The sequence below is a fragment of the Streptomyces sp. NBC_00663 genome, from assembly GCF_036226885.1.
In the GTDB taxonomy this organism is placed as follows: domain Bacteria; phylum Actinomycetota; class Actinomycetes; order Streptomycetales; family Streptomycetaceae; genus Streptomyces.
Window position 1 is genome coordinate 2,092,147 of sequence record NZ_CP109027.1, and the last position, 22,380, is coordinate 2,114,526.

Consider the following 22,380-nt stretch of genomic DNA (forward strand, 5'->3'; position numbering starts at 1 on the left):
CCACCGGCCCGCAGCCAGAACAACGACCCCACCCCACAAACGCGCCGCAGGCCTGAGGCGCCCCGGTTCCGGTCGGGGCGCCCCAGGGGCTCATTCCGCCCGCACCCGGCCTTCCGGCACCAGATGCTGGGCAAGCAGTTCGTCGCGGACGAGCCCGGCGTACACCGTGGCCCCATGCACGGATGTGTGCGTGTTGTCGCGCTTCTCGTTGTAGAGGTACAGCGCCTTGGACCCCTCCGTACCGAGGGACTCCACGAGCGCCTTGGTCCTCGCGGTCAGGTCGATCAGCGGGACGCCGTTGTCTGCCGCGACCGAGCGGATGACGGCGGGGTGGTCGACGCCGAGGCCGTTGACCAGGAGTGCGGTGTTGTTGTTCAGGGTGCCGTCGGAGTTGAACCAGCGTCGCACGATCGGCGTCACGAGGACAGGCTCCCCGCCCTTTTCGCGGATCCCGGCGACCAGAGTCTCCAGGTTCGCCCGGTACGTCGCCTCGTCGGTCGTCTTGTCGTTGTGGGCGAGCTGGACCAGGACGAGGTCGCCGGGGCGGATCAGCGGCTGGACGGTGCCCCAGAGCTGGGCGCTCGCGAGGTAGCTGACCGTGCTCTCGCCGGAGTCGGCGTAGTTGGCGACGGAGACGCCCTTGCGCAGGTACTGGGGCAGCTGCTGGCCCCAGCCGGAGTAGGGGTCGCCGGGCTGGTCGCAGACCGTGGAGTCGCCGACCAGGAAGATCTGGCGGGCATGGCGGGCCGGGGTGACCTTGATGTCGGCGAGCGCGGGGGCGGTGCCGCCGATGACGAGGTCGAGGCCGGGGGTGCCGTCCACGCCGGTGGGCTCGCCCTCGGGGGTGCGGACGTTCACGGTGAAGCTGCGGGCGACCCGTTCACCGGCGGGCGCGGCGGTCTCCGGCAGCAGGGAGCGCCGGGTCTCGCCGCTGATCGCGGTGGCGGACTCGGTGTCGCCGCCGAGGAGGACCTTCACGTCGTACGTGCCCGCCGGGACGTCGAAGTGACAGGCGCCGGCGGCGCAGTTCTCGATGCCGAGCGGTGCCCGCCCTCCGTGCGCTTGGGCGGCCGGTACGGCGGTCAGTCCGGCGCCCAGGGTGAGCGCCGCCAGCACGGCGAGGTTGAAACGTCTCATTCGCTGCTCCTCCGACACATGGCAAGACCTGGCGGCTGGACCGTACCGCCATCGGCAAGCGCTTTCTAGACCTCGGGTCGATTTCACAAGATTGCCAACCTCCTGCAAGCGAAAGCCCTTTCGCGAAATCGATTCAACTGTCACTCTGCGAGACACCCGCACTCCCCCACATGTCTCTCGAAGGAGGCACCCCCATGTCCGGAGCCGCATCCAGCAGAGCGCTCGGCCGCCGTACCTTCGTGCTCGGCAGCGCCGCCGCGGCCGGTTCCGCCGCGCTCGCCGGGCCGCTCGCCCAGTCGGCGTCCGCCGCTGCCTTCGGCTACACCGACGACGGCTCGAACTACGTCGTCGACACCGGCGCCAGCCTCGTCTTCAAGGTCAGCAAGACCAACGGCGACCTGACCTCGCTGGTCTACAAGGGCACCGAGTACCAGGGCTACGGCGGCAAGAACTCGCACATCGAGTCGGGCCTCGGCACCTCGACCGTCACGATCAAGCAGTCCGGGACGACGATCCTGATCTCGGTCGCCCACGGCACGCTCAGGCACTACTACGCGGCCCGCAGCGGCGAGAACAACGTCTACCTGTGGACCAACCGCGCCGACACCTCGGTGGCGTCGACCCGCTTCATCCTGCGTGTCAAGGCGGGCCTGTTCCTCAACGACGAGCCCGATTCCTACACTTACGCGCCCACCACCATCGAGGCCTCGGACGTCTTCGCGAAGTCCGACGGCCAGACCCGCTCGAAGCACTACTCGAAGCTGCGGGTGATGGACTACAACTACATCGGCTGGAAGACGGGCAGCGTCGGCCTGTGGATCGTCCGCTCCAACCACGAGAAGGCCTCCGGCGGCCCCTTCTACCGCTCCCTCCTGCGCCACCAGAGCGCGGACGGCGGCGGTCTGTACGAGATCCTGCACTACGCCCAGAACCAGACCGAGGACGAGCGCTTCGGCCTCCAGGGCCCCTACGTCATCGCCCTCACCGACGGCGGCGCCCCCTCCTCCTCGCTCTACCCGGGCACCCTGACCACCTCGTGGGCGGACTCGCTCGGCATCTCCGGGTACGTGGCCTCGGGCGGTCGGGGCCGGGTCGCGGGCGTCGGGATCACCGGCCGCGACACGGCGTACGCGTACACGGTCGGGCTCGCCAACTCAGCCGCCCAGTACTGGGGTTCGGCCCGCTCCTCGGACGGCTACTTCTCGATCGGCGGAGTGCTGCCGGGGACGTACACGCTCACCGTCTTCAAGGGCGAACTCGCCGTGTACACCACCTCGGTGACGGTGACCGCGGGCGGCACGACCACCCTCAACTCCCTCGCGATCCCGTCCTCGAACGACCCGAGCAACGCGAGCGCGATCTGGCGCATCAACGACTGGAACGGCACGCCCAGCGGCTTCAAGAACGCCGACCTGATGACGTACGCCCACCCGTCCGACGTCCGGGCCTCGGCCTGGACCGGCAACGTGGTCATCGGCAGCGGCACCGAGACCTCGGCCTTCCCCTGCTACCTCTGGAAGGACGTCAACAGCGGTCTGCTGGTGTACTTCAAGCTGACCGCGGCCCAGGCCGCCGCCGCGCACACCCTGCGCATCGGCGTGACGACGGCCTACGCCAACGGACGGCCGCAGGTCGTCGTCAACGACACCTGGACGTCGGCGATCCCCTCCCCGCCCACCCAGCCGAGCACCCGGTCACTGACCAACGGCTCCTACCGGGGCAACAACTACACGTTCACCTACAGCGTTCCGGCGAGCGCCTGGCTCACGGACACCAGCCAGTACAACATCCTGAAGATCAACGTGGTGAGCGGTTCGGGGACAACGGCCTATCTCAGCGCCGGCACGTCGATCGACGCGATCGACCTGCTGGCCTGATCCGACGTCAGGTTCCGCGCGTCCACTGCTGATTGGTCGCTCCGTTGCAGGTGTAGGTGATGATCGCGGCGGAGTTGGCGGTGGACGCGCCGTTCACGTCGAGGCACTCGCCGGTGGCGCGGGCCTTGATGCTGACGTAGGAGCCCGAGGTGACCACCGACCACTGCTGGCTGGTCGTACCGGAGTTGCAGTTCTCCTGGGTGACGTTGGTGGAGTTCTCCTGGAGACACAGGGAGCTGCCGCGGCCGACCAGCTGGTAGTAACCGGTGCCCAGGTCCTTGAACCACCACTTCTGGTTGCCGCCGCTGTTGCAGGTGTACTGGTTGACGGCGACGCCCTGCCACAGCGACTGGCTGGGCACGTCCGCGCACTTGGAACTGTGGCGGGCGATCAGCGTGTTGTACGTGGCGCTCGTCCCGCTGACCGTGCCGGCCGCCGTGTCCACCCTGACCTCGGGGTACCAGGACATGGACATCGTGGTGGAGCTCGGGAAGGTCAGCGGCAGCCACACGTACCGGGAGTCGTTGACGGTCCCGCCGAAGGAGTTGCCCCAGCGGTCGCCCATGTAGAGGTACGAGGTGCCGGAGCTCCCGGTGACCGGAAGGACGTACGCGGTCTGGGAGTTGTACGTCGTGGAGTCGCCGACGTTCGCCATCGAGGACCACGGTCCGGCGAGGGAGGTGGCGGTGGCGTACTGCTGCTGGTTGGCGTTCCAGCCGGTGGCGGCCGAGGTCAGCATGAAGTACACGCCGCCCCGCTTGAACAGCGCCGGGGCCTCGCGGTGGCCACCCGGCCAGGGGTTGGCGACCAGGCTGTCGATGCCGGTGTAGGAGGCGTTGAGCTTGTAGATGTGCAGGTCGTAGTTCTCGTTGGCGGCCGAGACCATGTAGCCGGTGCCGTCGGTGTCGACGTACGTCGTGATGTCCCGGGACATGTGCTGGCCGAGCGGGCGGAAGCTGCCCTGGTAGGTGTAGCTGCCGTCGACGGTGTCGGAGACGGCGACGGCCGCGCGGGCCTCGCTGTAGTCGGTGCCGTTCTCCTTGTGCATCCACATCACGAACTTGCCGGTGGACGCGTTGTACATGACCTTGGGCCGCTCGATGTAGGCGGTGCCCAGCTCGGCGGCGGAGGACTGGGTCAGGACGTGGTTCCTGAACTCCCAGTTCTTGAGGTCCGTGGAGCGGTAGGCGTCCACGTACCGGAAGGTGTTGTCGGCGTTGCGGTCCTCGCCGAACCAGTAGTAGTACGAGCCGACCTTGATGACGCCGCCGCCGTGGGCGTGCAGGGCGTTGCCCGAAGTGTCCGTGAACTGGACGCCGTTGGGGATGCTGAGGGCCGCCGCCTGGGCGGGGCCCGCGGTGACGAGGGCGCCGGCGAGCGCCAGGCAGAGGGCGAGCAGTACCGCGTACGCACGTCTCATGACGCGACCTCCATGTCCGTGACGGTGGTGTCCGCCACCGGGATGCCGAAATCGGGGGTGCCGTCCGCATGCCAGCCGAGCCGCTGGATGCGGGTGTGCCGGTTGGGGTCGTTCAGCGGGTCGCCGACGATGTCCTTGTACTGGCGTGCGTGGTAGACGAGGACGTCACTGCGGCCGTCCTCCGCGACGGTGAAGCAGTTGTGGCCCGGGCCGTACTGCCGGGTGGTGTCGTTGGTGGTGAAGACCGGCGTCGGCGACTTGGACCAGTTCGCGGGGTCCATGAGGTCGGCGTCCGCGTCGACGGTCAGCAGGCCCATGCAGTAGTTGAAGTCGGTGGCGCCGGCCGAGTACGACATGAAGAGCCGGCCGTTGCGGGCGATGACGGACGGGCCCTCGTTGACCTTGTAGCCGATGCACTCCCAGTCGTACTCAGGTGTGGACAGCCGCACTTGAGGACCCGTCAGCGTCCACGGGTTCGCCATCTTCGAGAGCCACAGGGCGGTGTTGTTGCCCATGTCGGGCTCGTGCTGGGCCCAGGCGAGGTAGCGGGTGCCGCGGTGGGTGAAGGTGGTGGCGTCGAGGGAGAAGGTCTCCCAGGCGGTCCTGATCTGGCCGCGCTCGGTCCAAGTGCCCGTGAACGGGTCGTGGTTGGCGTTCTCCAGGACCCATATCCGGATGTCCCAGACGCTCTCGGCGGGCGCGGAGGCGAAGTAGATGTACCACTTGCCGCCGATGCGGTGGATCTCCGGCGCCCAGATGTGCGCGCCCATGGGGCCGGTGGCGTGCTTGGTCCAGATGATCGACTCGGCGGCGCTCGCGAGGCCGTTCAGGGTGCGGGAGCGGCGCAGGATGATCCGGTCGTACTCGGGGGCGGTGGCCGTGAAGTAGTAGGTGCCGTCGGAGTGCCGGTGGATGTGCGGGTCGGCGCGGTTGCGGACGAGCGGGTTCACGAGCGGTGCGGCCTTCTTCGGGGCGGGGGCGGCTGCGGCGACGGTGGGGGTCGCGGCCAGGGCGCCCGCGGCCAGCGCGCCCTTCAGCAGCAGTCGTCGGTCGGGGACGGGGGGAACGCGGCTCATACGGGCTGCCTCTCGGGTGGGGGTGTCCTGAGAGTGATGTTCGATATTGAGAACATCTGTTGTTTTTGCGAACAGCCGAAAGGTACGGCGGGCAACAGGGGAGGTCAACGGGTTGGACGCGATAAGAGAAGGCGCTTTCTGCGAGCGCTTTCTCCTCGCCCGCTCCTGGGCCGATTTTTTTGTTATCGCCCGCCGCCCCGCCGCGTCTCCTCTTCCGTGCGCAGCCATACCCACAAGACAGCAGCGGCCGCCGGCGCCCTCGCGGCGGTCGCCGCCCTCCTCGCCACCGCTCCCCCGGCCCTGGCCGCAGGCGCCCGGGACGTCACCGCCGACGTGCTCGCGGGCCGGGACGTCACGCTCAGCGGCGACACCGTCGTCACCGTGCCGTCCGGGACGACGACGTACGACGGGGTGTTCCGCGGCGAGGGCACGCTGACCGTGCGCGGCAGCGGGACGTTGATCCTGACCAAGGACAGCGACTTCACGCTCCCGAAGGCACGGCAGCGGCAGAAGGTGTCGGTCCAGGGCGGCAACCACCCCTACGTCACCACCGCCACCCCCGACCCGCCCGCGATCACGGTCGAGCGCGGCGCCACCCTCCAGTACGGGGACGGCGGCTCGACCGGGGTCATCGGGCACTACCCGTACAACACCCCGGCCTTCCGCCTCAACCAGGACAACATCCGGGTCGACGGCACCCTGCGTCTCTCACTCAAGAACGTCGGCTACAACCTGGGCACCATCAGCGGCTCCGGCCTGATCACCCAGCCGCGCTTCCTGTGGGCCACCTGGGACGTGACGTCCGGCCCGTTCTCCGGGGTCATCGACAACGGCACACAGGCGAACGCCGGACGGCCGGAGTACGCGACCTCGCTCCCGGGGATGCGCAAGGTCCTCAACCAGGGCACCTGGACCGTGGACACCCCGCTCGGCCAGACGGTGACCATGGGCATGGACTTCTACCAGCGCGAGTACGGCAGCGACATCAACATCCAGTCCCGGCCCGGCAGCAAGGTGATCCTCAGGGGCCAGTACAGCTGGTCGGACCAGGGCGGCGACACCGACCCCTCGCTCAGCGACCCGGCCCTGAACTGGACGCCCGCCCGCAAGAACGTCAACAAGCGCGGCACCAACATCAAGGGCGCGAACGTCCAGTGGGGCGACGGCACGACACACCGGATCTTCATGCCGGGCACGGCGGAGACCGTCTACATCAACCTCCTCGCCGCCCGCTCCCGCTCCCTCCTCACCTTCGACTACAACGGCCCGGTGACCCTGGGCGCGCCCATCGGTGGCGGCAAGTTCCACGACACGCTGGCGGCGCCCGGCGCCGGGGACATCGTCATCGCGGGGACGCGCGGCAACGACGTCACCTTCGCGGCCGTCCAGTACTACGACGGCTCGACGACCGTCGAGAAGGGGGCGGTGCTGCGCCTGGGCAGCGGCAAGTCCGGCGGCGACGGCGGGCTGTACACCAAGGGCGGCCTCTACAAGGTCGTCGACAACGGCTCGCTGGTCCTGAACAACGTGCGCAAGCCCCTGACCCTGCCCCGGATCAGCGGCAGCGGCTCCCTCACCCAGGCGGGCGCCGCGACGACGACACTGACCGGGAGCGCGGTGACGTACACCGGGACGACGACCGTCAAGAAGGGCACGCTCGCCCTGCGGAACGGGGCAACTCTCCGCAACAGCAAGGCGATCCGGCTCTCGTCGGCGGGCGCGCGCCTCGACGCCGGTACGGCGGGACTGCGGGTGGCGACCTCGCTGAGCGGCAAGGGCACGGTGAAGGGGGCGGTGACGAACGACGGTGTGGTGAAGGGCGGCCTCACGGTCTCCGGCGCTTACACGCAGAGCGCGAAGGGCGAACTCGTCCTGGGTACCAAGCCGTTGAAGGTGACCGGCGCGGTCCGGCTGGCCGGTGACCTCGACCTCGCCGCGGCCGGGTCCGACCCCGCGAAGAAGATCACCGTGCTCGACCACAAGGGGGCCGCGAAGACCAAGGGCGCCTTCACGGGCCTGAAGGAGGGCACGAAGATCAAGCTCGCCGACACCACCTACCGGATCACCTACAAGGGCGGCGACGGCAACGACGTCGTCCTCACGGCCGCCACCCCGAAGGCGACCAAGTCCCCGACAACTGACGAGGGTTCGACCGCCGCAGCCGACGTGACCCGCACCGCGGGCGCCGCACAGGACGACAGTCTCGGCTGGTGGCCGTACGCCCTCGCCCTCGGCCTCCTCGGCGGCCTCGCGGTCCCGGCGGCCAGACACCGACGCGGACGCCGAGGGGGCGGCCGGCACGCCGCGCACTGAGAGGCGGGGCAACGGCCGCCAGGCGTCTCCGGAAACCCCGGCCGCGGCGCCGGCACCCGCGCGCCCGGGCAGCCGCTCGGGAGGCGGACCATGTCCCCGCACAGCCCCTCGGGGAAGCGGTCCGGGACGAGCCGCCGACGCCAGGCCTCGTCGTCGAGGAGCTCCTCGACGAGCGCGTCGCCGGTGACGTACTGGCGGAGGAAGCGGTGCGGCACCTCGGGTACGTCGGCTGCGTGCGGGATTCCTGGCGCGGCGCTCGGCATGCACGACACGGGTGTCACCATCCACTCCCCAAGGCCAAACCCCCAGAGGCCCGGGGAACTGCACGCCCAGCCACCCCCACCACCCGCACCCCACGGGCGTCACCCTCCACTCCCCCAGGCCAAACCCCCAAAGGCGCGAGGAACTGCACGCCCAGCCACCCCCACCACCCGCACCCCACAGGCGTCACCCTCCACTCCCCCAGGCCAAACCCCCAAAGGCGCGGGAAACTGCACGCCCAGCCACCCCCACCACCCGCACCCCACAGGCGTCACCCTCCACTCCCCAAGGGCCAAACCCCCAAAGGCGCGGGAAACTGCACGCCCAGCCACCCCCACCACCCGCACCCCACGGGCGTCACCCTCCACTCCCCAAGGGCCAAACCCCCAGGGGCGCGGGGAACTGCGCGCCCAGCCACCCCACCACCCGCACCCGGCCCCCGACATCACGAGGCACCCCCCTGGCCGCAACGACTACTGTCGACCCCATGACCAGCACCTCCACCCTCGCCCAGGCGCTAGCCACCCGCACCGTCGTCCTGGACGGCGGCATGTCCAACCAGCTCGAGTCCGCCGGACACGACCTGAGCGACGAGCTGTGGTCGGCCCGTCTCCTCGCCGAGCGCCCCGAGGCGATCACCGAGGCTCACCTCGCCTATTTCGAGGCGGGTGCGGACGTCGCGATCACCTCCAGCTACCAGGCCACCTTCGAAGGCTTCGAAAAGCGCGGCATCAGCCCCGACCGCGCCACCGAGCTGCTGTCCCTCAGCGTGGAGCTGGCCCGCGAGGCGGCCCGGCAGGCGCAGGCGAAGGGCGTCACCCGCCCGCTGTACGTCGCCGCCTCCGTCGGCCCCTACGGGGCGATGCTCGCGGACGGTTCCGAGTACCGCGGCCGCTACGGGCTGAGCGTGGCCGAGCTGGAGGCCTTCCACCGCCCCCGCCTGGAGGTGCTCGCCGCGGCCGGACCTGACGTGCTGGCCCTCGAAACCGTGCCGGACGCCGACGAGGCGGAGGCGCTGCTGCGGGCGCTGCGCAGACTGGAGACGCCCGCCTGGCTGTCGTACTCGATCGCGGGCGAGCGCACCCGGGCCGGCCAGCCCCTGGAGGACGCCTTCGCCCTGGCCGCCGACGCGGACGAGGTGATCGCGGTCGGGGTGAACTGCTGCGCGCCTCAGGACGTGGACGCGGCGGTCGAGATCGCGGCCCGGGTGACCGGGAAGCCGGTCGTGGTCTACCCGAACAGCGGCGAGGCCTGGGACGCCGAGGCCCGTGCCTGGAACGGCCGCTCCAGCTTCGCGCCGGATCAGGTGCTGGCCTGGGAGGGCTCCGGGGCGCGGCTGATCGGCGGCTGCTGCCGGGTGGGGCCGGCGGCGATCGCGTCCATCGCGGGCACGCTGTCGCCGGACGCGTAGTCCACACAGGTCCTTTCCAAGGCCCTCCCCCTCCCCCTCCTCCCCACCCGTACCAGGAAGAGCGAGGACACCAGCCGGAGCACGATCCGGGACGTGGCGGCCCGTGCGGGGGTGTCCGCGTCGACCGTGTCGCGGGTGCTCGGCGGGGTCTGCCCGGTGAGCGCGACGACCCGGACGCGCGTGCTAGGACCACATACCGGTGCGCGAGGCCACGTCCGTCGCCGGGCACGCCGTACGGCAGCTGTATCTGCCGGCGGCCGTGACGGACCTGGCCATCGAGAACGGCGACGATGAACTGCGGGCGGTGGCCGAGCGGTTGTGGGACGCCATGGTCTCGGCGAAGACGTATCTGACGGGCGGGCTCGGGGCCCGGCACGAGGGCGAGGCGTTCGGGGAGCCGTACGAACTGCCGCCGGACCGCGCCTACGCCAAGACCTGTGCGGCGATCGCGTCGATCCAGTGGTCGTGGCGGATGGCGCTGCTGACCGGCGACGCGAAGTACTCCGACCTCGTGGAGCGCACCCTCTGCAACGGTTTCCTGGCCGGTGCCGGTCTCGACGGCGACAGCTGGCTGTACGTCAACCCGCTCCAGGTCCGGGAGGAGTACGAGGGCGGCTTCGAGCCGGACAAGACGGCCCGCCGCACCCCGTGGTTCCGCTGCACCTGCTGCCCGCCGAACGTCATGCGGCTGCTGGCCTCACTGCCCCACTACATGGCCGGCGGGGATGCCGAGGGGCTTCAGCTGCACCAGTACGCGACGGGGGTGTGCGAGGCCGGCGGCGGCCGGGTCCGGGTGGAGACCGCCTATCCGTGGCAGGGGCGGATCACGGTCACCGTCGAGGAGGCGCCCGCCGAAACCCACCCGGGCTGGCTGCGGCTGCGCCGCCGCTGGTCCCCCGGCGACACCCTCACCCTCGACCTGGCGTGGGAGACCCGGCTGACCCGTCCCGACCCCTACGTGGACGCCGTACGGGGCTGTGCGGCCATCGAGCGCGGACCGCTGGTGCACTGTCTGAAGGCCGTTGACCAGCCGCCCGGCCTCCGCTTCGAGGACCTCACCCTCCCGCACGGCACCCGCGTCACCGGGGTCACGGTGGTCACGGCCGACGGACGGACCCGGGGAGCCGAAGACGTCGTACCACTGACCGCAGTTCCGTACTACGCGTGGGCCAACCGGCGGCCGGGAGCGATGCGGGTGTGGATTCCTCGGGAGTGACGTCGGCGGCCCACAGGGCCAGCTCGGCGTCGAGCGGGCCGTGCGCGGTGTGCGGCTCGCCGTCCCCGAAGATCCGCACCGGGTGCGTGGCGTCCCACGCCGGCCACCCAGGGTTCCCGTCCACCGCGAACCGCACCCACGCCCCGTGCATGGCGTCGCTCAGCTCCTGCGGAGCGCCGTCGCCCGCCAGCTTCGCCGACTCGGGGCTCTCCCCGGTGTCGAAGACGAAGCCGAGCTCCAGGGCGTGGCAGGAGCCGAGGTCGGGGAGGCCCGAGGGCCAGGCGAACTCGTAGACGTACGACGTGCCGGGGCGGGCGTCGGCCAGACGGTGCAGCGGCAGGCGCAGCAGGTGGTCGGTGACCATCTGGCCGACGATCTCGGCGGTCCCGGCGTCCGGGTGCAGGGCGCGGTAGCCGCGCGGCACCTCGTGACCGGCGTGGCAGCGGGCCATGGCGCCGGCCAGGGCGACCGCGCCGAGGCGGTCGACGCGTTCCAGCAGACCGCCGGGGACCAGCCAGAGCCGGTACTCGTCCCGGGTCCAGCCGGTCATCAGCTCGACGTCACGGGCCGCGTCGCCCTCGACCAGGGCGTCCAGGGGGTCGCGCGGGACGAGGTCGCCGTCGACGACGATGCCGAAGGCGGGCCCGCCGAGCACCGGGCTGCTGAGCCTGCCCACCTCGGCCTGGGTGCGCAGCAGCAGCTCACGGTCGACCTCGGCGAAGGCCGCGGCGGTGGCGGGGATCTTCAGCCGGGTCGCCATCCGGCGCACCATGCGCCGCACCTTGTCCCGGTCGGACGCCTCGGGCGGCCCGCTCTGCAGCACGGCGCGCCGGACCAGGCCCTGGGCCTGCGGCGCGGCGAGCAGGGCGCCGGTGCTGATCGCGCCGGCCGACTGGCCGGCCAGGGTGATGCGGTCGGGGTCGCCGCCGAAGGCCTCGATCGACCGGTGCACCCACTGGAGGGCGGCGAGCTGGTCGCGCAGGCCCGCGTTGGCGGGGGCGTCCGGGAAGAGGCCGTAGCCCTCGACGCCCAGCCGGTAGTTGGCGGAGACGAACACGACGCCGTCCCGGGCGAAGGCATGCCCGTCGTAGACCGGTACGGCCGAGGATCCCCTGGTCAGGGCGCCGCCGTGCAGCCACACCAGAACCGGGAGCCGGGCCCCGCGGCCCGGCTCCGGTGTCCATACGTTGAGGTTGAGACAGTCGTCGCCGGGCACGACCGGGTCGGACAGGTACTGCGCGAAGGCCTCGGAGTACGGCGGTTTCGGCGCCGTCGGCCCGAAGGCGACGGCGTCCCGCACCCCGTCCCAGGGCTCGGGCGGCAGGGGCGGCCGGAACCGGCGGGGGCCGAAGGGCGGAGCCCCGTAGGGGATGCCCCGGAACACCGCCACACCCCGCTCGTACCGGCCGCGGACGGCCCCGTAGTCCGTCCTGACCACGGGGTTCGCCTGGTCTGCCGTCATGCGCCCACCAGCCCTTCGCCGCGCTCGTGCACCAGTAATACAAGAGCATCACAGCCTCTGCTCGTATTCCGGTGCACAAGCGCTGACCTGAGCTATTTGGCGTACATCAGGGTGCCGAAGCCGAGCTGGTCGAAGCCTCCGCTGGTGGTGCCGTAGTCACCGCCGCCGCCCTCGGGGGCGACGAGGTCGTAGTACATCTGCGAGATGTACTTGTCGTCCAGGGACAGGCGACGGTTGTAGTGGAAGTGGAGTTGTGCCCAGACGGGACGGATCTGGCCGCGGCTGCCGGAGCCGATCACGGTCTGCGACTGCTGGGAGCAGTTCGTGCCGCTGCCCCAGGTGTAGGTGGTGTAGGGGACGTCGCTGCCCAGGTTGTACTTCGCCACGTACTGGGCGGCCTTCATGAAGCGCCGGCTGTCGTAGGAGTAGAGGTCGTCGCCCTGGTTCCAGGCCATCTCGCAGAGGGCGCCCATCTGGCCCATGCCCATGACGGCGTGCCCCTGGTCGCGGCCGGACTCCTGCCACTGGCCGAGCGCGTAGCCGTCGGAGTCGGTGTACAGATACGGCACCGCGTGGGCGATCGAGCCGTTTCCGGCACCGGACTTGAAGTAGGTGACGGCCTGGTCGTACTTGACGGAGTCCTCGTTGAGGATGCCGATGGCCATGACGGAGGCCATGTTGCACAGGTCCCAGTTGGCCCAGTAGTTGGTGATGCAGGCCCCGTTGTGCTGGGTGAGGAACTGGTTGTTGAGCGGGTAGAAGACCGTGGCCAGCATCTCCTGGGCGGCGGCGAGGTCGAATCCGCTGTAGCCGCGCATGAGTTCGCAGGCGTTGGCGAACTGCCAGCCGTAGATTCCGGCGGCGAGGAACCGGTCCGCGTTGCCGGTGACCGTGGTGAGCGTCCGCGACCAGGCGTTGAGGATGTTCGCCGCGCAGACGGCGTTCGCCTCGGTGCCGCCCACCTTCCAGCGCAGGGCGTTCTGGTAGGCGGCGGCGATGTCGTTGTAGAGGAGGGTGTAGTTCTCGCCGGTGCCGCCGCGGACGACGGTGGCGGTGGCCCGGTTCGTCCAGGTGGACCGGGAGTGGGAGTTGGCGGTCAGCCGGTTCCAGCCGGACAGCCAGGGGTCCGTGCCCGCGGCGACCCTGACCTTGGCCCGGTTGATGTCCCCGGCGTTGTGCAGCATGCCGGGGTGGGTCCAGGTCGACGGGGCGGCGTCCGCGGTGCCGATCGCGGCCGTGCCCGCGATGGCGAGTCCGGCGGCGAGACCGCCGGCGGTCCTGAGCAGACCGCGGCGGCTCAACTCGCTTTCGTGGAGGAGATGGTGGGGGGAGGTGCGGCTCATGCGGCTCATGAGAGCGGGTCTCCAATCCGTGGGGGGATCTAGAACGAGGTGACGATCACCTCTTCGAACTGTGTGGTGCAGCGGACCAGCGGGCTGCGGGAGCAGACCACGAGGCCCACGTGGAAGGGGGCGTCACCGAAGCCAGGGATCTCGCCGGCGGCGAGGTCCGTCCAGGTGGCGCCGTCATCGGTGGACACTGCTGCGGCGAAGGCGGTCCCGGTGCGCTTCAGCCGCAGCAGCAGGGGCAGTTGGATCGTGGCCGTGCCGGAGAAGGCGGAGGCTCCGGCGACGGTCCTGCGCAGCATCAGCTGTGCGGTGGTGCCGCCGCTGACGATCGCCCCGGCCGCCTGGTCGAACGGCGACAGGGACTTGGCCATCAGCAGTCCGACCCGGTCGGCGGTGGCGCCGCCGCGGGAGACGAGCCGGGCGGTGACCTCGCAGTCGCCGGTGACGGGCCTCCGTACGAACTGGCCGGTCATGCCTTGGTTGTTGACGGTGAGGTCGGTGCCCGCGCCTCGCACGGTGAAGGTCCCCAAGGCGTGTGAGGTGCTGCCGGGGGTCACGACCGCCGCCACACCGAGGGTGCCGAAGGTGCGGTCGTCGAGGACCGGGTCGCCCAGGTCGCCGTAGGTCCAGGGGGCGGGCGGGGGTGTGCCGACGGTCAGGGCGAGGGTGCCGGTGCCGACGCCCGAGGCGTTGCCGGCGGTGGTGGTGACCGTGAACTCGCCCGTCTCCGTGGGGGTTCCGTGGATCAGGCCGGTGCGCTTGTCCAGGCGCAGGCCGTCCGGGAGGCCGTCGGCGGTGAACCGTACGGGATCGTGCGAGCCGCGCAGGAGGTGTCGGAAGGCGTCCCCCTTGTTGGCGAAGGCGGTGTCGGCTGAGGTGAGTTGAGGGACGGACGGGGTGGGCATCGACGCGGCGGCGGACTCCGACAGGGGGCCGCGGCCCGCGCTGTTGGTCTTCGCGACGACGTAGTGGTACGTCGTCCCCGGGGTGCCGGTGGCGTCCGTGTGGCGCAGGCGGGCACCGAAGCCGACCGGGGCGACACAGGTGGCGATCGTCTCGAAGGGGCCGTCGGCCGCGGTGGCGCGGAGCACCTTGTAGCGGGCCGAGAGATCCGGGTCGGTCCAGGTCAGCAGGACGGCGTCGGCACCGGTGGCGGCCCGCAGATCGGCGGCGGTACGCCCGGGGCGGGGCGCGGACCACACCTCTCCAGCCGTCCGGGAGACGACGGTGACGTGGTCGAAGGCGCCGGTGCCGGTCTCGGCGTACTCCGCGTCGACGCCGAGACAGGAGGTGAGGGCGAGGCCCGCGTACGCGGTGCGGCCCAACTCGACCTCGGTGGAACCGACGTCGGTCCAGCGGATGCCGTCCGGGGAGATCGACCCGGTGCAGCTGCGGCCCTTGCGGGTCACCCGCACCCAGTAGGGGGCCCGCAGCCGGTAGCCGTCGCCCGCGCCCTCGACGTACGGCGCCTCCAGGGGGGTCGCCGACTCGGGCAGGGTGCCAAGGCTGGAGATCGGGAAGGACGCGTTGACGGTGAGGGCGTCCTGCTGGGAGGGCGGCACGGGGGTGCTGCCGGTCGCCGAGATCGGCGCTCCCGCCCGGGGCCGTACGCTCCACACCCCGCTCCAGGTGTGCAGCGGCAGCCCCTGGATGAGCATCGAGGCGTGCGCGGCGCCCGCGTCGAGGGAGGCGCGCAGGGTGACGCCGATCTTGGAGTACTGGGAGCTGAGCGGGAACACGACCCGCGCGGTGACCGTGCCGTCCCCCGGCAGCGGGAGGTGGGCGAGCCGGTAGGTGTCGGCGGTGCCGGACGCCTCCAGCAGGAACCGTTCGCCGTCGAAGGCGGCGGCGCCGGGGATCCTCACCTCGCCGACGTCCCGCGTGGACCAGGGCTCGGGCAGTCCGGCGGAAGCCGCGGTGAGAGGCGAATCGGGGCTGGCACCCTGGGAGTTGGCGGCGATGACGGTGTAGTAGTAGACCCGTCCGCCGTGCGCGTCGTCGTCCTTGTAGGTCGTCCCCTCGACGGCCGCCGCGATCTCCTCGTACGGTCCTTCGGGGCGGCTCGCCCGGCGAACGCTGTACGCCGTCGCCCACGCGGACGGCAGCCAGGAGACGGTGACGCTCTTGCCGTCGCCCAGCGCCGTGACGCCCGCCGGTGCCGTCGGCACGGTCGGGGACGGGGCCTCGGTGCCCGCGTAGGCGAAGGTCCCGAAGCTCGGCAGGTCGTCGTTGCTGCCCTCGACGACGCGGGCGCCACCCGTGCCGCGGAAGACGGCCGCCTCGGTGTACGGGGCGTCCAGGCCGCGGACGCCGGCGTAGTGGGCGTAGTACATATCGTAGATCGGCGGCAGCGTGCCGCGGACCTTGTCGGAGACGGTCGTCTTGATGTACTTGCCGGTGCGGTCGAGGTCGGGGGTGAAGGGGATATCGCCGCCGAGGTTGTACCGCGCGGCGTACTCGGCGTTGGCGAGGAGGCGATGGCCGGCGAAGCCCCACAGGTCGACGCCCTGGTTCCAGGCGACCTGGGCGGCGTCGCCCATCAGGCCGACGGCGAGCTGCTCGTGGCCCTGGTCGCGGCCGGACTCCTGCCCCTGCCCCGCGTCGGTGACGACCCGGTTGCGGACACTGCCGTTGCCTGCACCGGCCGCGACGAACCGCAGGGCGTCCTCGAAGAGGGTGGGTTCCTCGCAGAACACACCGATGGCCAGGATGGACTGAATGGACGTCAGATCCCAGTTGCCGTTGGCGTAGAGCATGTAGCCGGAGATCGCCGGATACCAGACGTCGAGGAAGGACGCCTCGCAGCGCGCGATGTCCGCCGCGCTCCAGCCGTCGTAGCCGGTGTGGCGCAGCAGTTCGGCCGCGTTGACGAACTTGAAGGCCTGAAGTCCCGCGCCGAGCGGGCCGTCGGCGCCGGTGACCATGGTCAGGGAGGCCGACCAGGCGTTGAGGATGTCCCGGGCCTTGTCCGCGTTGGCCCGGTTTCCGGTGACGGCCCACATGAGGGCGTTCTGGTAGGCGGCGGCCGAGTCGGCGACGGCCTGGTTCTGGAAGTTGGTGGGACCACGGCCCCAGGAGGTGATCTGGCCGGTGTTCTGGACCGTGTACGTCGACTTCGAGCGGGCGTGCGCGGAGAACACCAGGTAGCCGTCGTGGATCGGGGTTTCCTGGGCGGCGATCGCGGCCTTCATCCGGGCGAGGTCGGCGGCGCTGTGCAGCAGTCCGGGGTGGGTGAAGGCGCGGGACGTGAGGTCGGTGTCCTGGGCCCAGGCCGCCGCGGCGGAGGCGGACAGCAGTCCGCCGCCGGCCGCGGCCACGAGGCCCGCCGCACCGAGGAAGTTCCGTCGGCTGAGAGGAAGCACGGGTGACTCCATGGTTCTACGGGTACTGGGGGTGCCGGCGGTGCCGGGTCACGCGTGCTCGACGGTGAACGTGACGGTCTGCGTGGCGGTGCCCACGCTGTTGGTCGCGGAGACGGTGGCGGAGCAACTGCCCACGTTGTCCTGGGCCTTGCCGGAGATCAGACCGGTGGCCGTGTCGATCGACAGGCCCTTCGGCAGCCCCTCCGCGGCGAAGGAGGTGGGCAGGTTGTCGGCCGTGATCAGGTAGGTGAAGACCTGGTTCTTGGTCGCGGTGGCCTTCTCGGGGCTGGTGATCGCGGGCTTGTCGGTGGAGGTGGCCTCGTTGGAGTTCAGGAACCGGGTGTTCACCACGTGCTCGTTGGCGTACGCCGGCATCATGTCCTCGAACCGGTACCAGCCCGGCTTCTTCATCCCGTTGGCGATGGCCTTGCCGTTGATGACCAGGTTCTGGAAGGTCACGTTCTTGATCGCGTGGTCCGCGTCGTAGCCGACCATGATCGACGGGTTGGCGTGGGTGCCGTTGTACGACAGGTTCTTGATGAACACCCCGTCGATACCGCGGCCGATCGAGGTGTTGTACTTGGTGTTGTACATGACCCGCATGTTGATCAGCTGGCCCCAGCGGAAGTCCTCCACCCGGATGTCCTGGAAGCGGGCGTTCCTGAGCAGGTTGCTGTCGCCGGGGTTGAGGGCGATGCAGCCCTGGTAGTCCATCTGCGGTTCACGGTGGTCGAGGATGTCGATGTTGCTGAAGACCAGGTTCTCGATGGTCTCGGGGGCGTCGGTGTTGCCGTGCGTGCCGACGTTGACCGGGTGGGCGACGTCCGCCCAGAGGGTGGAGTTGCGGACGGTGATGTTGCGGACGTCGCCGTAGTAGTCCCAGCGGTGGGTGTAGATCGCGATGCAGTCGTCGGAGTTGCGCATCCACACGCCGTCGATGAGGACGTCCTCGCTGGAGAAGATGTCGATGCCGTCGCCCCACTGCCCGGCGCTGTAGGAGTGCAGGTCGCGGATGGTGACCTGCTTCGACTGGCCGACCGTGACCGAGTAACCGCTGCTCGGGTTGAGGACGAGGATGCCGTCGATCTCGATGTTCTTCGAGTACTCCACCAGCACACCGCTGGGCGAGTTGTAGAGCACGCCGCGCCCGATCAGCCGCGAGTTCTCCGCGTTGACGAACTCCACCCGGGAGGTCAGCACCGCGCCTCCGGCCAGGTAGACCGTCTTGCCGCTGGGCACCTTCAGCACGTTGTCCGTGGTGGTGTGCAGACCGGGGCCGAAGTAGATGACGTCGGGGTCGTCCGCGTCGGGGACATGCGTCTCGATCGGGTTGGCGTGCAGCTGGAGGTTGTCGAAGATCTCGCCGTTGATCTCGATGGAGAGGTTGCGCGGCGCGGTGAGGGTGAAGGTCACCGTGTCGCCGGACACCGTGTACTGGGTGTCGTACGACAGTGGGCGCACCTTCGCCGAGGCGATGGTGCCCTTGGACGAGGTGACCGCGACCTCGACGGTGCCCTTGAAGTCGAAGGTGGCGACGGAGGAGTTGTAGACCGGGCCGCTGCCGGTGTCCGCGTTGATCCACTTCGCGCGGGCGCGGTAGACCGGGATCGTCTGCCAGTCGCCGCCCGCCGTACGGGCCTTGACGCTGAAGCCGGCGTTGGTCGGGACCCCGCTCGGGATGGGATACGTCACGATCTTGTCGGCGGAGGCGGGCGTCGCCTCGTCCGCTCTCGCCGTGCCGGCCGTGGCGCCGATCAGGGAGTACGCGGCGGCGGTGGCGCCGGCGGCCTGGAGGACGGTGCGTCGGGACAGACCGGTGCTCTGGGTGTCGTTCATGGAGAAGTTCCTTCAGTAAGCGGGGAGATGAGGGATACGGAAGGTCACTTGAGGCCGCTGGTGGACATGCCGGAGACGAAGCCGCGCTGGGCGACGAGGAAGATCAGCAGGATCGGCACGACGTACATCACCGAGGCGGCGGCCTGGAGTTCGGGCACGGGCGTGCCGCCCTCGTTGACATAGGCGGTCATCACGGCGACGGCGAGCGTGGTGCGGTCGGTCGACAGCAGCAGCTGCGGCGCGATGTAGTCGCCCCAGGTCCAGGTGAAGGCGATGATGAAGCTCGCGGAGAGCACGGGCCACGACTGCGGCAGGAAGATCCGCCAGAAGATCGAGGTGTAGCCGCAGCCGTCGACGATGGCCGCCTCCTCCAGTTCGCGCGGCATGCCCGCGAAGAACTGCCGGAAGAGGAAGACCAGATACGGTGCCGCGGACAGTCCCCACAGCACCCACGGCCAGTAGGTGTCGACCATGCCGAGCTTGGCGAAGATCAGGTAGGTGGGCAGCAGGGTGACCATCTGAGGCAGCATCATCGAGCCGAGCAGCACCCCGAACAGCACCTTCTTGCCGGGCGCGTCGAGGCGGGCGAAGCCGAAGCCGACCCAGGCGGAGCTGAGGGTGACGAGGGTGGCGTAGAGGAGGGCGATGACCAGGGAGTTGCGGGCGTAGCCGAGGAAGTCGATCTGGTCGAAGGCGTCGGCGAAGTTGTGCCACTGGAACGCGTCGGGGAGCCAGTGCACCGGTGAGGCCGCCAACTCCCCCTGTGTCTTCAGGCCGGAGAGGATCAGCCAGCCGAACGGGCCGAGGAACAGCCCGGTGACGGAGACCAGGACCGTGTAGAGGGCCAGGCGCTTGGCCCGCACCCGGACCCGCGCACCGGACGGGGTGGACGCGGCCGAAGGGGAGGACGTGGACTCGGACGTGGGCGGCAGGGTGGTGGCGGTCACTTCTTCTTCGCCTCCGGGTCGACGGTGTAGAACACGGCGCCGGACGTGAACTTGAAGATGAGTCCGGTCACGACGAGGATCAGGACGAAGAGCACCCACAGCAGCGCGGAGGCGTAGCCGTAGCGGCCGAGCGCGAAGTACTGCGCGAACACATGCATCATGTAGAGGTAGTTGGACTGCGGGACCGTGGTGATGCCGCTCGTGTCACCCAGCGGCGCCAGCAGCAGCGGCATGATGGTCTGCACCGAGGCGATCATCCCGGTCACCGTCTGGAACAGCAGGACCGGCGACAGCAGCGGCACGGTGACGCTGCGGAAGGTCCGCCAGGAACTCGCCCCGTCGATCCGGGCCGCCTCGTGGAGTTCCCTGGGTACGTCCTGGAGCCCGGCGAGCGAGATGATCATGACGTTTCCGGCGGCCCACAGCACCGTCATCAGCAGCACGTACCGGGCGTACGGGTCGGCGAGCCAGGGCACGGCGTCGGTGCCGAAGAAGGTCAACACCCCGTTGGAGGCACCGGAGTTCTGGTCGAAGAGCAGCTTGAAGGCGAGACCCGCGCCGACCGGCGGCACCACGGCGGGCAGATAGAGCAGCGTGCGGAACAGCCCGCGCGCCTTGAGGGGCCGGTTGACCAGGACGGCGAGACCGAGGCCCGCGAGGATCGACAGCGGCACCGACGTCACCGCGAACAGCCCGGCGCGGCCCAGCGAGTCCCAGGTGACCGGATCGTTCAGCAGCTCGCGGTAGTTGCCGAGTCCGACGTACTTCCAGTTGGGCGAGATGCCGTCGAACGTGGTGAAGCTCAGCCACAGCGCGTACGCCATCGGCGTCACGGTCAGCAGCAGGAAGCCGATGATCCAGGGCGAGGTGAACAGATAGAACGCGCGGTGCCGGCGCGTCGTCATGGAGGTGCGGGGGCGGGCGCCAGTGGCACGAGCACGTCCGGCCGCGGGCCGGTCCGTACGGGAGGGGAGTTGGTCGACCGTCATCCCACCTGCTCCTTACCGCGCTTGAGCTGCTCGTTGATGGCCGAGTTCAGGCGCCCGGCGAGGGTGTCGACGGACATCTGGCCGTTCATCGCGGCGGGGGCGATCTGGTTGAAGAGGGCGTCGATCGCGTCCGCCCGGGAGAAGGGGGTGAACGAGACCACCGAGAAATGCTTCAGCTCCTCCTCCTGCGCCCTCAACACACGTTTCTGATAGGACTCCTGAGCGGGCATCAGGGGACGCAGAGACTTCAGCGTCGGGATGCCCCAGCCGCCGGAGGCGCGCGCCTTGGCCGGTTCCTCGCCGAAGAACCACTCGAAGACACGCCAGGCGGCGTCCTTGTTCTTCGCGCCGCGCGGCATCCACAGACCGGTGCCGCCCTGGCAGGCGCTGATCCGCCGGCCGCCCGCGAAGAGCGGGGCGGGCGCCAGCCGGGACACCTGCGCCAGCTTCTTGTCGGGGTAGATCATGCCGCCCATCCAGTAGCCGGAGTTCGACATGGCCATCCGGCCGGCCTGGTAGGTGGGACCGTCCCAGCCGTTGGGGTCGGGCTGGATGAGGCTCGGCCCCACCTTGGTCTTGGCGTACTCCACGTACCAGGTCAGAGCCTTGCGGGCCTCGGGGGTGGTGAAGTCGACCCGGGAGAAGTCGTCGTTGAAGAGGCTGCCGCCGGCGGACGCGGTCATGGTCGCCAGGAGCGTGGCCCGGGTCAGGCCGTTGAAACTGCCACCGAACACGGTGGTCTGGCCGCTCTTGCGCTGCACGAGGCGTCTGGCGTCGTCCAGCCACTCCTCGTACGTGACCGGCTCGGTCTCCGACGGGTAGTCGACACCGCCCTTGTCGAGGGCCGCGGTGTTGTACCAGTACATGGAGTCCTGCGAGAAGTCCTTCGCCATGCCGTAGCGCGGGCCCTTGCCCTGGGTACGGCCGTCGTACCGCCACAGGTCGTTGACGGGGTCGAGGTCGTCGAGCTTGAGGACACTGCTGCGGGCGAAGTACGGGTCCAGGTTCTCGGCCACGTCGCGCGCCGCGAAGAACGGCAGGTCCACGGCGCCCACACCGCGCACCAGGTCCGGTGGGTTGCCGCTGGTCAGCATCGCGATCAGCTTGGTGATGTCGTACTTCACCAGGACGATCCTGATACCGAGGGCCTTCTTCGCCAGCTGGAGCTGCTCCGGGAGGATGTCGCCGGAGTTGACCATCACCGTGACGGTCTCCCCCGCGCCGCTGACACCGCTCGACACCTGCATCGCGCAGCCGCTCAACGCCGCCGCACCGGCCATGGCACCGCCCGCCGACAGGGCGAGGAAGCGGCGACGATCCAACGGAACACCGGCCCGGGTGGCATCGGTGTGCATGAACTACCCACTCTCTTCTTCGAGGGGACGAGGAGGTGCGCACGCTCCGGGGAGGGGTGAGGCGCGGCGTGCGAAGTTTCGGCAACCGGTTTCTATGGCGGTGCTGGGAGCTTCGACCCGGACGCACGGCACGTCAAGGGGCATGACGAACTTTCGAAAACAGTGAGGGCGGGGGGCGAGGCGGGCCGGCGGGCCTACGATCCGAGACGGCCGAGGCAACCGGTTGTCGTGGCGCTGACGGGCACGGGCTTCCCCACCAGGGGTTTCTTCGACAGAGGCCGACAGGAGCGGGAAGGCACGGAAACCGACTTCGACGGGGCGCGGTGTCTGAGGGTGCATCGAGGGCGACTGACGCTCCAGGTCAGCGCG

The 22,380-nt window shown here is 70.1% G+C and carries 13 protein-coding genes and 2 pseudogenes; 5 read left to right on the forward strand and 10 right to left on the reverse strand.

Annotation, left to right across the window (positions count from 1 at the left end):
• Positions 1 to 90 precede the first annotated feature (90 nt).
• Entirely contained in the window at positions 91 to 1,137 is a 1,047-nt protein-coding gene (locus tag OG866_RS09485; RefSeq protein ID WP_329333281.1) for a rhamnogalacturonan acetylesterase, read from the reverse strand.
• Positions 1,138 to 1,331: 194 nt separating this feature from the next.
• Here OG866_RS09485 and OG866_RS09490 point away from each other — a divergent pair, with 194 nt between their 5' ends.
• Entirely contained in the window at positions 1,332 to 3,014 is a 1,683-nt protein-coding gene (locus OG866_RS09490; RefSeq protein WP_329333283.1) for a rhamnogalacturonan lyase B N-terminal domain-containing protein, read from the forward strand.
• Positions 3,015 to 3,021: 7 nt separating this feature from the next.
• Here OG866_RS09490 and OG866_RS09495 read toward each other — a convergent pair whose 3' ends face one another.
• Positions 3,022 to 4,434 carry an RICIN domain-containing protein gene (locus tag OG866_RS09495; protein WP_329333284.1) on the reverse strand — a complete coding sequence of 471 codons (1,413 nt, stop codon included), beginning with the start codon at positions 4,432 to 4,434 and terminating at the stop codon, positions 3,022 to 3,024.
• Positions 4,431 to 5,510 carry a glycoside hydrolase family 43 protein gene (locus OG866_RS09500; RefSeq protein WP_329333285.1) on the reverse strand — a complete coding sequence of 360 codons (1,080 nt, stop codon included), beginning with the start codon at positions 5,508 to 5,510 and terminating at the stop codon, positions 4,431 to 4,433. The genes OG866_RS09495 and OG866_RS09500 overlap by 4 nt, the downstream gene beginning before the upstream one ends.
• Positions 5,511 to 5,726: 216 nt before the next feature.
• On the opposite strand from OG866_RS09500, the gene OG866_RS09505 reads away from it, so the two are divergent.
• From OG866_RS09505 to OG866_RS09520, 4 genes and pseudogenes are all read left to right on the forward strand, one after another.
• Complete coding sequence (locus OG866_RS09505) at positions 5,727 to 7,823, forward strand: autotransporter (RefSeq protein WP_329333286.1); 2,097 nt, start codon at positions 5,727 to 5,729, stop codon at positions 7,821 to 7,823.
• Between the two features lie 748 nt (positions 7,824 to 8,571).
• Positions 8,572 to 9,495, forward strand: coding sequence for a homocysteine S-methyltransferase (gene mmuM, locus OG866_RS09510; RefSeq protein ID WP_329333288.1), 924 nt, complete (start codon positions 8,572 to 8,574; stop codon positions 9,493 to 9,495).
• Positions 9,496 to 9,579: 84 nt separating this feature from the next.
• Positions 9,580 to 9,681, forward strand: a pseudogene (locus tag OG866_RS09515) (LacI family DNA-binding transcriptional regulator); the annotation flags it as partial.
• Between the two features lies 1 nt (position 9,682).
• Positions 9,683 to 10,711: pseudogene (locus tag OG866_RS09520) on the forward strand (glycoside hydrolase family 127 protein); the annotation flags it as partial.
• On the opposite strand, the gene OG866_RS09525 reads toward OG866_RS09520, so the two are convergent.
• The 7 genes from OG866_RS09525 to OG866_RS09555 form a co-directional block, all read right to left on the reverse strand.
• Positions 10,593 to 12,173 (reverse strand): carboxylesterase/lipase family protein, encoded by a 1,581-nt coding sequence (locus OG866_RS09525; protein ID WP_329333290.1) that lies wholly within the window; start codon positions 12,171 to 12,173, stop codon positions 10,593 to 10,595. The pseudogene OG866_RS09520 and the gene OG866_RS09525 overlap by 119 nt on opposite strands.
• 92 nt (positions 12,174 to 12,265) lie before the next feature.
• Complete coding sequence (locus OG866_RS09530; RefSeq protein WP_329333291.1) at positions 12,266 to 13,516, reverse strand: alginate lyase family protein; 1,251 nt, start codon at positions 13,514 to 13,516, stop codon at positions 12,266 to 12,268.
• A 38-nt stretch (positions 13,517 to 13,554) separates the two neighbouring features.
• The gene (locus tag OG866_RS09535) at positions 13,555 to 16,884 is read right to left on the reverse strand and encodes an alginate lyase family protein (RefSeq protein WP_443063510.1); all 3,330 of its coding nucleotides are present in this window, start codon (positions 16,882 to 16,884) and stop codon (positions 13,555 to 13,557) included.
• Positions 16,885 to 16,932: 48 nt separating this feature from the next.
• Positions 16,933 to 18,720: a putative Ig domain-containing protein gene (locus OG866_RS09540; RefSeq protein WP_329333294.1), complete on the reverse strand. Its 1,788-nt coding sequence runs from the start codon at positions 18,718 to 18,720 to the stop codon at positions 16,933 to 16,935.
• 44 nt (positions 18,721 to 18,764) lie between these two features.
• Positions 18,765 to 19,667: a carbohydrate ABC transporter permease gene (locus tag OG866_RS09545; protein WP_329333296.1), complete on the reverse strand. Its 903-nt coding sequence runs from the start codon at positions 19,665 to 19,667 to the stop codon at positions 18,765 to 18,767.
• Positions 19,664 to 20,656: a carbohydrate ABC transporter permease gene (locus OG866_RS09550; RefSeq protein WP_329333298.1), complete on the reverse strand. Its 993-nt coding sequence runs from the start codon at positions 20,654 to 20,656 to the stop codon at positions 19,664 to 19,666. Before OG866_RS09550 ends, OG866_RS09545 begins: the two co-directional genes overlap by 4 nt.
• Positions 20,653 to 22,011, reverse strand: coding sequence for an extracellular solute-binding protein (locus OG866_RS09555; RefSeq protein WP_329333300.1), 1,359 nt, complete (start codon positions 22,009 to 22,011; stop codon positions 20,653 to 20,655). Before OG866_RS09555 ends, OG866_RS09550 begins: the two co-directional genes overlap by 4 nt.
• Between the last annotated feature and the right edge of the window lie 369 nt (positions 22,012 to 22,380).

Bases quoted from the DNA above. Each gene is read 5' to 3' on its own strand.
- OG866_RS09485 (WP_329333281.1), bottom strand. From the start codon at position 1,137: ATGAGACGTTTCAACCTCGCCGTGCTGGCGGCGCTCACCCTGGGCGCC.
- OG866_RS09490 (WP_329333283.1), top strand. From the start codon at position 1,332: ATGTCCGGAGCCGCATCCAGCAGAGCGCTCGGCCGCCGTACCTTCGTG.
- OG866_RS09495 (WP_329333284.1), bottom strand. From the start codon at position 4,434: ATGAGACGTGCGTACGCGGTACTGCTCGCCCTCTGCCTGGCGCTCGCC.
- OG866_RS09500 (WP_329333285.1), bottom strand. From the start codon at position 5,510: ATGAGCCGCGTTCCCCCCGTCCCCGACCGACGACTGCTGCTGAAGGGC.
- mmuM (WP_329333288.1), top strand. From the start codon at position 8,572: ATGACCAGCACCTCCACCCTCGCCCAGGCGCTAGCCACCCGCACCGTC.
- OG866_RS09525 (WP_329333290.1), bottom strand. From the start codon at position 12,173: ATGACGGCAGACCAGGCGAACCCCGTGGTCAGGACGGACTACGGGGCC.
- OG866_RS09530 (WP_329333291.1), bottom strand. From the start codon at position 13,516: ATGAGCCGCACCTCCCCCCACCATCTCCTCCACGAAAGCGAGTTGAGC.
- OG866_RS09540 (WP_329333294.1), bottom strand. From the start codon at position 18,720: ATGAACGACACCCAGAGCACCGGTCTGTCCCGACGCACCGTCCTCCAG.
- OG866_RS09550 (WP_329333298.1), bottom strand. From the start codon at position 20,656: ATGACGGTCGACCAACTCCCCTCCCGTACGGACCGGCCCGCGGCCGGA.
- OG866_RS09555 (WP_329333300.1), bottom strand. From the start codon at position 22,011: ATGCACACCGATGCCACCCGGGCCGGTGTTCCGTTGGATCGTCGCCGC.